We start from the raw sequence: 13867 nt of genomic DNA on the forward strand, positions 1-13867 counted from the left end.
GTGTTGATCCGTGATGAACAACTCCGTACGCAACACAGCGCGGTTGCTGGGTGCCGGACTGCGAGCCCTGCTCGTCCTGACCGTGCTCTGCGGCATCGTCTACCCGCTGGCCGTCACCGGCATCGCCCAGGCCCTCTTCGAAGACAAGGCCGACGGATCGGAGATCAAGGACCGGAGCAGCGGCCAGGTCGTCGGCTCCTCACTGATCGGGCAGACCTACAACCTGCCGAAGCACGACCCGGACGACGCCGAAGAGGCCGCGAAGCCGGACCTCAAGTGGTTCCAGCCGCGCCCCTCGAACGGTCTCGGCTCCAACAGCGTGAACACCCGGTACACGCTGCTCCTCTCCGGCGCCACCAACCGCTCCGCCGACAACGGCGCCGTGCACGGCCGGTGCGCCGAGGACGCCGAGGAGGGCACCCTCTGCGCCCAGGTCATCGCCGCCAGGGACGCCGTCGTCGCCGACAACTCCACCACCGGCCACCGGGTCGAGCCCGAGGACGTGCCGGCCGACGCCGTGACCTCCTCCGGCTCGGGCCTCGACCCGCACATCTCCCCCGCGTACGCCGAGCTCCAGGTCCACCGGGTCGCCGAGCGGAACAAGCTCGACGTCGAACGGGTCGAGAAGCTCGTCGCCGACCACACGACCGGCCGCACCCTCGGCTTCATGGGCGAACCCCGCGTCGACGTGCTCGAACTCAACATCGCCTTGAAGGCGTTGACCAGGAGCTGACGTCCCAGCGCGCCTACACCTGCACGGGCAGGGCGGGGAACACGACCACCGAGCCGTCCTTCTCGCGGGCCACCTCGATCGCCACGTCTGCCGTGCGGCTGTTGACCGCGACGCCGTCACCCAACGTGCGAATCCGGTGTGCCGCGCTCATCAGGCGATCGACCTCTCCGGTCGTGAAGACGGGGCGCAATCCGTTCGGGCGTGCCAGTTCCAGCGCCGACAGGCGTACCAGGACACGCGCGATGTTCGACTCCAGTTCGTCGAGGCGCTGCTGATCACGCTTGAGCGCGCGGGTGAAGTTCTCGAACGGGTTGCCGATGTCGCCCTGGGCGTGCTCGACGGCCTGGAGGACGACCACCCGGCGCTTCAACGCGACCGCCAGGTGGGCGAGTTCGAGGTGCGCGCGGAACGTGCCGCCGTGGTCGTCGACGCCGGGGAACGACTTGGCCAAGGCGCCGAGTTCGACGGGCTCACCCGGGGGCAGCGCGTCCAGCGCGTTCTGCCACCGGGCGAGACGGCGGTCGGCCTTGCCCAGCGCCGTGTTGATGGCGTGCACCGCCGAGTCGAGCCCCAGCGAGACGCCGAGCTTGCCCTGGTCGAGCAGAAGGGCGGTGGCCTTGTCGATGGCGTCCCGGCAGCCGTCGAGTTCGCTGTGCTCGTCGTCGAGCTTGTCCTCCTGAAGTTGCTCCAGCAGTTTCGTGATGTGTTCGATGGCCTGCCGGCGCTGTCGGTCGGCGTGCGCGCTCACGCCCACCGCTACGGCCATGAGCACGAGCGGAGCGGCCACGGTGAGCGCCGTCCCGCCGGCTGCCGCGGCACCGGCGGTCACACCGGCGCCGCCTGCCGTGCCCGCCGCTGCCGCTCCTCCGACCGGCACGAAGGTCGCCTTGGCGGCGATCCTGCCCGTCGAGTTCACCAACTCACCGAAGACACCGCCGGCCGCCCCCTTCGACACCATCGGGCGAACGATGCCCTCCCCGAACTGCGCGGCGACCTTCGCCGGGACCACCATGCGATACAGACACTCGCCGGAGGACGTGGCTCTGGCCACCGTGATGGAGCTTCGGGCCGATTGCGTGACGAACTGTGACAGGTGCTGCGCCAGCGGACTCGCGGCGTCGAGCGGAATGCCGTGGCCGCGGTCGATCCTGTCGGGCAGCGGATGCACCTCAAGGGTGACGATGGGCTCGTCGGCCAGAACGGCCAGCACACCGCGCAGTTCGGCGAGGCGCTCAGCCGTCATCGAGTCGCCTACGGTCAACCCGGACACCTGCACATCGGCCGTCGCCAAAGTCCACACGGGCACGGTCGTCCTGCGGTCGTCAGTCATCGTCTCCCCCTTGATCTCCGACAGCAGCCTACGTCCGACGTCGAACCGGAACAGCATGGTCTCCGAACCCGTCGGACACCGTGAGGTGAGCCGCCCGCGATCCGCGCTCCACGCGCCCGCCTCGTTCGGCCCTCGTACGACGGACCAACGAAGGCGGCCGGTAGCCGCCGAGCGCTGGATGATCCACCGGTGACGCCGCGCAGGCACGCGCTGTTAGGTTCGGCCCGGTGGTCAGGGCCCTCCCTCGGCGCCGGTCGATCACCACCCCCGCCTCGGGTTTGCCCCGGCGCGCCACGGCCGGTTCCGGTGGTGGCCCGGACACCGGCGGGCCCGTTGACGAGCGGCGCGGGCATGGGCTGACAGCAAGGACACACGATGGCGACGTTGGACCGGATGGACGTAGGGCTGCGAGCCCTGCACCTGCTGGAAGGCCAGCGCATGGCGCAACACCTGTTCGCGCACGTGGTCGCCACCGAGGTGATCAAACCCGGGCGCAGCGAGGAAGAGGTCGACAACCGGATCGCCCTGATCGCCCGTGAGGTGTTCGGCGTACGGGCAGGCCGGGTGGCTCGTCGGTTCGCGCGGTCGGGGTCGAACACCGTGGTGGGCGGACAGTGGCCGGAACGGGTCATCGGCGCGCAGGACCTGGTCGTGCTGGACTTCGATTCGCTGTTGGCCCCGTACGAGACGGGTTTCGCCCGGACGGTGGCCATCGGTGACGACCTCGTGCGCCGGGCCCTCGTGCACGACCTGGCCGTCGTGGCCCAAGGTGCCCGGGATGCCTTTCGGGCCGACGATTCCCTCACCGGCCACGAGCTCTACGCGACGATCCGCGACCTGGCCGCCAAGGCCGGCCGGAGTCTGGGCGGGGCCGCGCATTGCGGTCGGCTGACCGGCACCGCGCCCGCCCCGCGTGCGGGGGCGACACGGCCGGAGGTCTTCATCGGTCCGGACAACGATCGGCCCCTGCGCCGGACGTCGGAGGAGGGGGTGCGGGCGCACTGGATCCTTCAGATCCACCTCGTCGACGAGCCCCGCGGCCACGCCGCCGTGCACACGGAACTGCTCGATCTCTGCTGATCGACCTTGGGGCCGTGCGGACCGGTGCGGATTCACCACCGCCTCCCGCCGGTGGGTCGGGCCCGGTGAAGGGGCCCGACCGGCCTGCGGCGCCGACACCCGCCGTGGCGGGAGCGCCGGCGCCGCGCTGACTTCCGTCACGGCGTCGGCGGTGGTTTGATCGGCTCGATGATCGGCGCGCCGTCCACGTCGGTCATGAAGTCGCGGTGGACCGGCTTCTTGTCCGCCGGCCCGGGTAGGTCCGGACACGCGATGCCGTCGCCGTCCCGGTCGAGGCCGTTCGGGTCGAGTGCGTCCGCTCGCAGCACCGCTTGCGCGTCGGACTGGGCCTTGAACGCGCCGCAGTCGGCCACATGACCCTGGTGGACATACGGAGCGACGTCGAACGTGTGCTGCGGTGATGCATTGCCGGTGCACGCGGTCAGTGTGATCGCGGCGATCACACCGACCGCCGCGACGGCGGTACGGCGACCGGGGCCCCGGTGAATGGTGCGTGACTGCTCAGGCATGGTGCTACTTCGCTCCCGCCCGGAACACGGCGAGCTTCCCGCCGACCGGATCGAGCGCGTACAGCTTGCCCGTGGTGTTGTTCACGGCCATCGAACTGAAGGGGCGGGGCGCGCCGAGCGTGGACTGCGGGAGCATCGTGGTGCCGTCGGTCACCCCGATGCCGCCCGGCGCGATGGCCTTCCCGCTCGCGTCGACCTGGTAGAACTGCGAGATGAACACCCGGTTGAAGTTCTTCAGCACGGTGGCCCTGTGTGCCGCGTTCCCGGGGGAACTCGAGATGCCGCAGACTGCTGTCTGCCCCGTGACCGCCGTCCCGACGATGCGGCTGACCCGGCCCGCGGTGAGGGTGCCGCACGATGCCGTCGGGGTTCCGCCGGTGGAGTAGACGTAGACCGAGCTCGCGGCGGGGCTGTAGACCGCGGCCATGTGGCCGTAGGGCGTTCCCTCCGGGTCGTCGATCGCGGTCGACGTACCGTTGCCGGGGTTGATGGCGATCATCGTCGCGACGCCCTTCGTCGGGTTCGCGGTGCACCGCCTGGCGATGAGGTAGACGAGGTTGCGGTGGGGATCGAGGACGATCATGCCGCGGGCGGAGTTGAGAGAGAGGGCCCCGATGTTGTTGACACAGCTCGACTTCGTCGGGAACTCCACCACGGTCCTGGCCTCATGGGTCTGTGTCGAGATGGCGAAGAGGCCGATGTCGGGGCTCGTGCCGCTGCCGGTACCCCCCTTCGCGAAGTACACCGCGTGGCGCGCGGGGTCGAAGACGAAGTCCATGCCGGCGGCCGCGGGCACGGGGCCCCCGGAAGGGACCGGGATCGTCGTCGCCGCCGAGCCGCCGGCCGGGACGTAGGCGATCGCCGCGACGAAGGTGGTGCCACCGCCGATGTAGAGGTCGCCGTTCTCGGGAGAGACGGCCAGGCCGGAGACGGGCGTTGCGTAGTTGCCGACCTTGGTCACCTGATAGGCGTTGGCGGTGTCGATGATCGCGACGCCGTCCGTACCGCCTACGTAGACCCGTCCGGTGCCGGAGTCGACCGCGATCCGGGTCGGGCCCGACACGACGCCGGAGAGGCTGATCGGAGAACCGATCGGTTCGTCGGTCCTGCCGTCGATCACGGTCACGCTGTTGTCGCCGGCGGACGCGACGTACACGCGATCGGCCTTCTCGTCGACCGCGAGGTCGTTCGGACTCGCACCGACCGATATCGCGTCCTTCGTGCTCTGGGTCGGCGCGTTGTCATACAGCGTGTACGACGAGTTCGCGCCCCGGCCGCACTTGTTCTCCTCGCCGACGGCCACCATGTTGTAGACGGGCTCACCCGTCAGCAGCCCGGCGTCCTTCAGCTCGTCGATCGTCGCGTAGCGCCCGTGCTTCGCGCAATGGGCCTCTTCGGCCGCGCGCAGGGTCGCCGCGTCCGCGGCGACCGCGCTCGCTCGGCCCTTGTCGCCGATGCCCTTGACGGAGAACACGACGATGGCGGAAAGGACGCCCAGGATCACGATGACCACGAGCAACTCGATGAGCGTGAAGCCGTCCTGGCGTCCGGCGCGCAGGCGGAACGGGCGATGGTCCGGTGTCATGGCAGTCGGGGTTTCCTTCGATCGATGGTTCGCGTCCGGCCGGAGCGCACGCGTGGGGCCTTGTCGCGTCACGGCGTTCCCCGTCGCACGGGCTTGACGTCCTTGGGGGCCGGCAGCTCCGGGCACGCGATGCCCTTCTTGTCGCCGTCGAGGCGATTGGGGTCGGTCGGTGCGAAGCGCAGGACGGCCTGAGCGTCCGCTTGGCTCGCGAAGTCCCGGCAGTCGTAGGCGTCATTTCCGTAGCGCAGGAAGTAGCGGGCATCGAAGGCCCGATCCGGCTGCGGGCAGAGTGCGCTACGGGTGGCACCGGGGCCGCACTCGGCGCCGCGGGCCACCGCCACCGGTTCGATGTCGCGCGGTTCCGGCAGTCCGCGACAGGCGACGCCACCCCCGTCGTCGAGGTGGTTCGGATCGCGAGGATCGGACCGTAGCACCGCCTGGGCATCCGCCTGGTTGGCGAAGTAGACGCACTCGAAGGCGTTGCCGTGGGTGGCGAACTCCTTCGCGTCGAACTTCTTGTTGTTCGGGCAGAGAGCGGTGCGCGGGGTCCCCGGCGTGCACCAGTCTCGGTCGGGTCTCTTGGCCTGGGCCTCCGGGTCCGACCCGCCGCGCACGAACACCACGACGGCCACGGCCACCGCGACCAGCACGAGAACCAGCACACCCCGCCTGATCGCACGCGATCCCGACAGTCCGCTCATCACTGCCACACCACGCCTCTACCCATTGTGCCGCCGGCCTCTTTCCCACGTCTCGCAGTGGGCCGACGACATGCGCCCGCCAGGCCCGTTGCAGTTTGGATGCGTGCATTACATCCACAGCACGCATGGTTGTCAATCATTGACTACCGGGGTTCCGATGAGCACCATCTAGGCCTGTGCGGCACAGTCATGCCGAAAACCTGGCAGATGCCCAGGTGTTCCCGGCATTCACCTGACCCCACCGGCAGGGTGCCCGTCCCGCAGCCGCCGCCGACCAGATCAACTAGGAGTAACACATGCAAACAGGATCCAGCCGCGCTCGAACTGGCCCGTATTCCGGCCGCACCGCGATGCGCCGGGTACGGAACGCGTTCGCGGTGGGCGCCCTCGCGACGGCGCTGATCACCGCCGCGGCGCCGACGGCGTTCGCCTCGACGGATGCTCAGGTCGGCATCGCGAACAACATGTATCCCGCCGTGAAGGACATGAAGAGCCAGATCGCGGCTCTCGGGTCGTTCACGGCGTTCACGGCGAACAGCGCATCGCAGGTCGGCGGGTTCTGGAACAAGCCCGCGATCGACACGTCGACGATGCGGGGGATCACCTCGGGCAACCTGCGTCAGCAGTTGAAGAGCGCCGGTCCCTACACCACGTGCAACCCGTCCGTGTCGAACAACTGCGTCGACGGGCCGTTGCACATCGACGCGTTCATGTCGGCGGACGAAACCAACGTGGACGCGGTCATCCCGACCGTGGACGGCGGCACGTGCACGGCGAGCGGCAGCGTCGAGTGCAACGGCGATGCTCTCAGCAAGATCCCCGTGGCCATCGGCCGCCTGGCGATCTACAGCTGCAGCGGCAGCTGGGCGGGCTCGACCAAGGGCGATGACCCGTCCAACGCCGGCAGCCCGCCGCTGGCGTTCGGCGCGGACGCCAACGGCAGCGGCAACGGCAAGGCGCAGTCGCCCCGGTGCGACGCCTCACCGGTCTCCGGTGGCGCGCCCACGACGATCGCGGGAGTGGTGACCTGGCTCGGCACGAGCGGGAACCGGATCGCGGTCGCCGACCCTGCGTCCGCTCCGTTCGGCGCGGCGTCCAAGCAGGCGCTGATCCAGAACGGGTTCACGTGGACCGACAGTGGTGTGGGCCAGAACGTGTTCCGGGGCAGCGCGTGCGACAGCGCCGGTACGGCGTGCAAGGTGCGCCTGGAATCGGGGATCAGCCAGGTGCGTGGCGCGGTGACGGCGAACGCGGGCGGGAACACCCAGCTGGGTCTCGTCGCGAAGTCGAACATCATGAACGTGAGTTGGACGTCCAGCTCGCTGAACGGCACCACGGGCAATGACCCCAACACGTGGACCGAGGTCTCTTCGAGCGCCTACTCCGGCTACGGACCCATCGGGCAGTTCGGCGTCGCGCTGACGGGTGGCAACACCGGCGCGGCCGCCGCCTGGAGCGATGTGTTCGTCAACTACTGGGAGACCGACTCCACCATCCAGACGACCCTCTCCACCTACGGCTACTAGGCGACGCCGAGCACCGGCCGACGGGCCGTCGGCGGGGTACGAACATCGCCCGCCGACGGCCCCGGCTCGGCCGGCCTCGGCCGCAGTGCGTCACCAACGCTTGTCACCAGGCCCTGAGGAGGGGCCACACCCATGAACAGAACACCTGGTCGTCGCCTCGCACGCGGTCGGTCACGCCTGGTTGCGACGGCCGTCCTCGCGTTGGCGACCGTCGTGCCGGCCGGCAGCCCGGCTGCGGCCACCGGCACCAACACGACCGGCTTCGCCACCGCCGTGAACCTCGACGACAACGGCCGCGGCAGCTCCGCCGTCGCGATCGGCGACCTCGACAACGACGGGACACCGGACCTCGTCACGGCGATCCGCGGCGAGGGCCTGGGCGTGTTCCTCGGCTCGGGCGGCGGCGGCTTCGGCACCGTCACGAAGTACGCGGCGCCGCTCACCTCGTCGAGCGTCTTCCTCAATTCGGCAGTGATTCATGACGTCAACGGCGACGGTCACAAGGACGTGATCAGCCAGGACGCGCGCGGCAACGTCGCTCTGGTCTGGCTCGGCGACGGCTCCGGCGCCCTCGGTGCGGGGGCGGTGGTCCAGCTCAACCCGACGGCCGGGTGCGACACCACGGGCGACAACCCGTGCGTCGTGCGCTTCCCGACCGACGTCGTCGTGGGCGACTTCGACGAGGACGGCAAGCCGGACTTCGCGACGTCCAACGCGAGCACGAGCAACGTCGCGGTGGCACTCGGCAACGGCGACGGCACCTTCGGCGCGGCGACCCGGTCCGGGCTGAACGGCGGTAGCGGCCCGCAGGCCATCGGGTCCGCGGATCTGGACGGCGACGGCCATCTGGACCTCGTCACGGCGAACTCGTCGTCCGGCACGCTGTCCGTGCTGCTGGGCGACGGAAACGGGGGCTTCGGCACGGCGTCGAGCGTCCCGGCCGGCATCGCACTGTCGTCCAGGCTGGAGCTCGCCGACGTCGACCAGGACGGCAAACCGGACGCCGTCGTGGCGGCGCCCGGCTCTCCCGGACGCGTCGCGGTCCTGCTCGGCGACGGCGCGGGCGGATTCGGCACCGCGAGCGTCCTGTCCGCCGGCGGCAACCTCAGCTCCGCATCGGTGGCCGACGTGAACGGCGACAGCCACCCCGACCTGGTCGTTTCCAGCGGCCTCACGGCCGAGGTCGTGGTGCTCGAGGGCGACGGCACCGGCGCGTTCGGCAGCCCGCACGCCTTCGGGCTGAACGGCGCCACCAACCCGCAGGCCACCGCCGTGGCCGACCTCGACGGCGACGCGCGTCCCGATGTCGTCACGGCCAACAGCAATACCTCGGCGACCTACGTCAAGGACGCCTCGGTGCTGCTCAACGCGACGAACCGGACGCCGGCGGCCGCGAACGACGCGTACCACCACATCGGGGCGGACACCTCGCTCGTCGTCGGCGCTCCCGGTGTCCTCGGCAACGACACGGACCCCGACGGCAACACGCTGACGGCGTCGGTCGTGACCGGGCCGGCGCACGGCACCCTCACGCTCGGCGCGGACGGTTCGTTCAGCTACCAGCCGGTCGGCGCCTACGTCGGTAGCGACAGCTTCACCTACAAGGCGACCGACGGCACCGTCGACTCCGGTGTCGCGACCGTGACGATCGACGTGTCGGCCGGCTGCAACGGTCTCGCCGCCACGATCACCGGCAACGGGATCGTGGCCGGCACCAGCGGTGCCGACGTGATCGTGACCGGCACCGGGAACGACACCGTCAGCGGGAACGGCGGCAACGACACGATCTGCACGTTCGCCGGCAACGACGCCGTGTCGGCCGGCAACGGCGACGACTACGTCGACGCGGGTGACGGCAACGACGCCATCAGCGGCGGTGACGGCACCGACACCCTCACGGGCGGGGCGGGCAGCGACGCTCTCTCCGGTGGCAACGGCAATGACACCGTGGTCGGTGGCGCCGACAGCGACACCCTCTCCGGCGGCAGCGGCGCGGACGTCTGCGCCGGTGACGCGAACGGCGGCCCGACGCTCCCGGGCACGGACGCGATCGCGGCCGGCGGCTCCTGCGAGACGGTCGTCGAGGTGCCGTAACCGACGCGCCGTTCCGGGCGGCTCTTCATGACACGCTGACGCGTGGGACGGGCTCGGTGATCGCGAATGTGCGATCGCCGAGCCCGTCCTGGTCGTGCGGGGCGGTGACGTGGACGCCGCGGGGAAGACGATCACGAGCGGGACGTCAGCCGGTGCTGACCGCCGGCCGCGTCGAGTCGGCATCGACGTCGACTGCGTCGAGGAACCGGCGCGCGGCGCGGACGTGTTCCAACCGCCAGGTGTAGCTGGCGCGGGCGATGGGGTCGCCTGCGGCGTCCTCCTTGGCGCGCAGCGACTTCTCGGTCTCGTCGATGACGACCCGCTGACGCTCGACCAGGCGCGCGGGGCTGGTGTCGCGACGCTGGAGCAGCAGAAGCTTGCACGTGAGGTCGGCCCGGACATCGAAGAGCTCGGTCACGGGTTCACTGAGCCACCGGCTGACCGTCGTCTTCGCCGAGCGGGTGGCGGCGTAGATCATGCGCTGCGGCCCGCGATCGCTTTCCTCGGCGCCGACCGGCGTGATCAGTCCGCGCTCGGCCAGCCGCGAGATCGACCGGTACACCATGGGGCGCGAAATGTACCAGAACTCACCGATTTCCGCGCCCTCTGCGGTGAGAGTGGCGAGGGCGAAGCCGTGGCTGGGTCGTTCGGCCAGGAGTGCGAGCACAATCCACTCGGCCAGTGGCAGATCAGGTTCCTTCATGGTGACCAGGGTAAGGACCGTCGATGGTAATTGCGATGTCCCCGGCCCTGGAGCCGAAAAGGCGGGGACAGGCACCGGATCCCTGGAGAACACGCCGACGGGTCCGGCGGGTGGTCGCGCGAGGGGGCAGCCGATCCGCGGCCCGCGTCCCACCCGGCGACGGTGGTCAGTGGCGAACCACCGGGAGCGGCGCACCCGTCCCGTACGGGTCACTCAGGCTCTCGTACCAGTGGACGACGGGCGCGCCCACGAGGAGGGCGGCGATGGCGCCGGCGGCGAGGAACACACCGAAGGGGAGGCGGGTCCGGCGGGTCGCTCGCCCTGCCGCGATGAGCGCGAGGCCCACCAGCAGCCCGACGGCGCTGCCGGCCAGCAGCGCGAGGACGAGATACCACGGACCGAGCCAGCCCAGCCCGGTGCCGAGCAGGCCGGCCAGGCGTACGTCGCCGAACCCGAGCCAGGCCGGCCGTATCCCGTGCAGGGCGAAGAAGACGGCGAAGCCGCCCACTCCGCATGCGGCGGTCATGCCGAGCCGATGCCACTGGCCGGTGACGGCCGCGGCGGCGAGCAGACAGGCGGCGGTCAGGCCGAGGGTCGGGTAGAGCAGCCGTCGAGGGAGCAGGAAGTGCTCGGCGTCGCAGGCGGCCAGGGCCAGCAGTCCCGCCGTGAAGACGAGGACGGCCGGGAGGACTTCGGACCGGCCGAAGCGCAGCGCCTCGGCGGCGAACAGGAGCGCGGTGAGCGCTTCGACGAGCGGGTAGCGCGCGGGGATCGGAACCCGGCAGGCGCGGCAGCGCCGGCGCAGCAGGAACCAGGACACGACGGGGATGTTGTCCCGGGCCGCGATCGGCGTGGCGCATCGCGGACAGGCGGAGCGGGGCCGTACGACCGAGAGACCGGCCGGTACCCGGGAGACGGCGACGTTGAGGAACGACCCTACGACGAGCCCCAGCAGACCGACGAAGAAGACAAAGATGGGCGACATGGGCGCAATGCTGCCGGATCACACCTATCAGTCGCTACCGGCAAAAAACGATTGCTCGGGCAACGCCGAGGGCAGCCGACGGCAGTTCGCCGGGTGGCGCTTTCGATGCCACCTGGCGAACTCGACCGACCGGCCGACCGGCCGACGTCCGGACGGCGTCACCCGTGCGGACTCCCCCGACTCAGACGCCGTTGCAGGGGTTCGTCGCGCCCTCCACCAGCTCGACGACGTACGTCTGGTCGTTATTGCTCAGCGTGACCTTGTGCCAGAGGGAACGGCTGGACAGGAAGCCACCGGTCTCCAGTTCGCCGATGTCGCCGTACTTGTTCTTGGTGACGAAGTACGCCTCTTCCGCGGTCTGGATCGTGGCCTTGTCGGTCTTGCACGCGGAGCCCTGACCCTTGTCGTTGATGCCGCGGACGGAGAAGACGACGATGGCGGACAGGATGCCGAGGATCACGATGACCACGAGGAGCTCGATCAGCGTGAAACCGGCTTCCCTCGTCGCGTTCCTCGTGCGCATTCGCCGACGCAACTTGCCTTGCAGGTAGGTGAACATCTCTCTCCATCTACGGCGACCGCTGCACACTCGGGCCGTTAGTAACAGCGTGATTAATCAGCCGCAGACTACTGAGCGCACGAGGGACCCACAAGAGGCGTTCCAGGGCACGCCACCCACTCCGGGAGCACGACGACGGCGCGCCGGCGTGCAGTAGTATGCCGCTGACTAATCAGTTGCTGACTGTTTCGCGGCAGCGCTCGCGGCGGACGATCGGCCGTTGTTCTGGATGTGCGAGAGGGGTGGATTCCTTGGCGAACCGCCGTCTGTTCCGGGGCCGCTCGGCGGCCACAGGCCCTGCGGGCGCCCCGGCGAGCGACCCGGTCCCGGACGCGACGTCCGGCGCCGCACAGTCGTCGTCCGCGGAACACCAGGGTCCACGCATCGGGGAACTGCTGGTGCGGCGCGGGCTGCTCAGCCCGGCGCAGGTCGACGAGGCGCTCCTGCAGCAGTCGACGTCGGGCAAGCGACTCGGCTCCCTGCTGGTCGAACTCGGCATGGTCGACGAACGGTCACTGATCGAGGCCCTTTCGGAGCGGCTCGGCGTCCCCGTCGCCGACCTGCGCCAGAGCGAACCCGATCCCGAGGCGGCCGCCCGGATACCGGAGGCGCTGGCCCGCTCCCTGGGCGTCGTCGCCGTACGGCGGGCCGAGGGCACGCTGCTGATCGCGGCGGGCGACCCGGGTGACCCGCGCGTGCTCGACGAGGTCGGCCGGGCCGTCGCGCCGGATCAGGTCCGGTGGGCGATCGCGGTCCCCGCGGACATCCGGCGCTCGATCGACAGCGCCTACCGGGCGTTGAGCGGCGTCAGCAGTCTGGTCGAGGCCTTCGAGGCGACCGAGACCGGCCGGGGCGCCGCCTCCGGAGCCAGGGTGGTGAGCGAGGACGCCCCGGTCGTGCACCTGGTCAACCTCATGCTGACCCAGGGCCTGCGCGACCGGGCCTCGGACATCCACATCGAACCGCACGCCGACCGGGTCCGGGTCCGGTACCGCATCGACGGCGCGCTGCACGACGTGCTGAGCCTGCCGGAGAACATGGGCCCGTCCGTGGTCAGCCGGATCAAGATCATGGCCAATATGAACATCGTCGACCGGCGGCGCCCGCAGGACGGGCAGATCGCCACCGAGATCGACGGCCGATCGGTCGACATCCGGGTCGCGACCACCCCCACCATCTGGGGCGAGAAGGCGGTACTGCGACTGCTCGACAGCAACCGCACCCTGTTGCGGCTGGCCGAGCTCGGCATGCCCGCCACGACCTACGAACGGATGTCGTCCCTGCTGCGCTCCCCCTACGGCATGGTCGCCTGCGGCGGACCGACCGGCAGCGGCAAGACGACCACCCTGTACGCCACGCTCGGTGAGCTGAACCAGAGCGAGCGCAACATCACCACCATCGAGGACCCGGTGGAGTACGTGGTGCCGTCGGTCAACCAGATCCAGATCAACGAACAGGCGGGCGTCTCGTTCGCGACCGGCCTGCGCTCGATCCTCCGACAGGACCCCGACGTGATCCTGGTCGGCGAGATCCGGGACGCCGAGACGGCCCGGATCGCGGTCGAGTCCGCGCTGACCGGCCACTTCGTCCTGTCGTCCATCCACGCCGCCGACGCGTGCTCCGCGCTGCACCGGTTCGCCGACATGGGCATCGAGCCGTTCCTGATCACCTCCACGGTCTCCGGGGTGGTCAGCCAGCGACTGGTGCGGCGGATCTGCGACCAGTGCCGCGAGCCCTACCGGCCGGGCGTGGACGAACTGGCCTTCTTCACGAAGGCCGGCGGGTCGAGCGACATCGAGTTCTGGCAGGGCCTGGGCTGCAACTTCTGCTCCCGGACCGGCTACCAGGAGCGGATCGGCGTCTTCGAGCTGCTGGTGATGAGCGACCCGGTCAAGCGGCTGCTCGTCGAGAAGGCGCCGATCAACAGCCTGCGCAAGGCCGCCCGCGAACAGCACATGGACAGCCTCCTGGACGGAGGCGTCCGTCTGGTGGAGGAGGGCGTCACGACCATCGCCGAGATCATGTCCAGCGTGTACGTGGCCTAGGCCGTCTCTTCCGGATC

The 13867-nt window shown here is 70.1% G+C and carries 12 protein-coding genes; 5 read left to right on the forward strand and 7 right to left on the reverse strand.

From position 1 onward, the window contains the following. Positions 1-13 precede the first annotated feature (13 nt). Entirely contained in the window at positions 14-733 is a 720-nt protein-coding gene (locus ACGFYY_RS03955) for a potassium-transporting ATPase subunit C (RefSeq protein ID WP_393706922.1), read from the forward strand. Positions 734-746: 13 nt separating this feature from the next. On the opposite strand, the gene ACGFYY_RS03960 is transcribed toward ACGFYY_RS03955, so the two are convergent. Further along, positions 747-2063: a hypothetical protein gene (locus tag ACGFYY_RS03960; protein WP_393706923.1), complete on the reverse strand. Its 1317-nt coding sequence runs from the start codon at positions 2061-2063 to the stop codon at positions 747-749. Positions 2064-2438: 375 nt separating this feature from the next. Between ACGFYY_RS03960 and ACGFYY_RS03965 the strand changes: the two genes are divergently transcribed. After that, a complete protein-coding gene (locus ACGFYY_RS03965; protein WP_393706924.1) occupies positions 2439-3143 on the forward strand; it encodes a M24 family metallopeptidase in 705 nt (234 codons plus the stop codon). 137 nt (positions 3144-3280) lie between these two features. On the opposite strand, the gene ACGFYY_RS03970 is transcribed toward ACGFYY_RS03965, so the two are convergent. From ACGFYY_RS03970 to ACGFYY_RS03980, 3 genes are all read right to left on the reverse strand, one after another. Then, positions 3281-3586, reverse strand: a complete 306-nt coding sequence (locus ACGFYY_RS03970) for an excalibur calcium-binding domain-containing protein (RefSeq protein ID WP_393706925.1) — start codon at positions 3584-3586, stop codon at positions 3281-3283. Positions 3587-3656: 70 nt separating this feature from the next. Beyond that, entirely contained in the window at positions 3657-5237 is a 1581-nt protein-coding gene (locus ACGFYY_RS03975; RefSeq protein WP_393706926.1) for a prepilin-type N-terminal cleavage/methylation domain-containing protein, read from the reverse strand. Positions 5238-5305: 68 nt separating this feature from the next. After that, the gene (locus ACGFYY_RS03980; RefSeq protein WP_393706927.1) at positions 5306-5938 is read right to left on the reverse strand and encodes a hypothetical protein; all 633 of its coding nucleotides are present in this window, start codon (positions 5936-5938) and stop codon (positions 5306-5308) included. Between the two features lie 296 nt (positions 5939-6234). Here ACGFYY_RS03980 and ACGFYY_RS03985 point away from each other — a divergent pair, with 296 nt between their 5' ends. Then, positions 6235-7464: a hypothetical protein gene (locus ACGFYY_RS03985; protein WP_393706928.1), complete on the forward strand. Its 1230-nt coding sequence runs from the start codon at positions 6235-6237 to the stop codon at positions 7462-7464. A gap of 132 nt (positions 7465-7596) precedes the next feature. Next, a complete protein-coding gene (locus ACGFYY_RS03990; protein ID WP_393706929.1) occupies positions 7597-9558 on the forward strand; it encodes an FG-GAP-like repeat-containing protein in 1962 nt (653 codons plus the stop codon). Between the two features lie 145 nt (positions 9559-9703). On the opposite strand, the gene ACGFYY_RS03995 is transcribed toward ACGFYY_RS03990, so the two are convergent. The 3 genes from ACGFYY_RS03995 to ACGFYY_RS04005 all read right to left on the reverse strand — a co-directional run bounded on the left by ACGFYY_RS03995 (position 9704) and on the right by ACGFYY_RS04005 (position 11769). Continuing rightward, the gene (locus ACGFYY_RS03995; protein ID WP_393706930.1) at positions 9704-10261 is read right to left on the reverse strand and encodes a PadR family transcriptional regulator; all 558 of its coding nucleotides are present in this window, start codon (positions 10259-10261) and stop codon (positions 9704-9706) included. Positions 10262-10427: 166 nt separating this feature from the next. Further along, positions 10428-11246, reverse strand: a complete 819-nt coding sequence (locus tag ACGFYY_RS04000) for a prepilin peptidase (protein ID WP_393706931.1) — start codon at positions 11244-11246, stop codon at positions 10428-10430. Between the two features lie 181 nt (positions 11247-11427). Continuing rightward, positions 11428-11769 carry a type IV pilin protein gene (locus ACGFYY_RS04005; protein WP_393706932.1) on the reverse strand — a complete coding sequence of 114 codons (342 nt, stop codon included), beginning with the start codon at positions 11767-11769 and terminating at the stop codon, positions 11428-11430. Positions 11770-12056: 287 nt separating this feature from the next. On the opposite strand from ACGFYY_RS04005, the gene ACGFYY_RS04010 reads away from it, so the two are divergent. Next, the gene (locus ACGFYY_RS04010; protein WP_393706933.1) at positions 12057-13850 is read left to right on the forward strand and encodes a GspE/PulE family protein; all 1794 of its coding nucleotides are present in this window, start codon (positions 12057-12059) and stop codon (positions 13848-13850) included. Positions 13851-13867: the final 17 nt, after the last annotated feature.

This window comes from Streptomyces sp. NPDC048331 (assembly GCF_043201215.1).
Classification (GTDB): domain Bacteria; phylum Actinomycetota; class Actinomycetes; order Streptomycetales; family Streptomycetaceae; genus Streptomyces.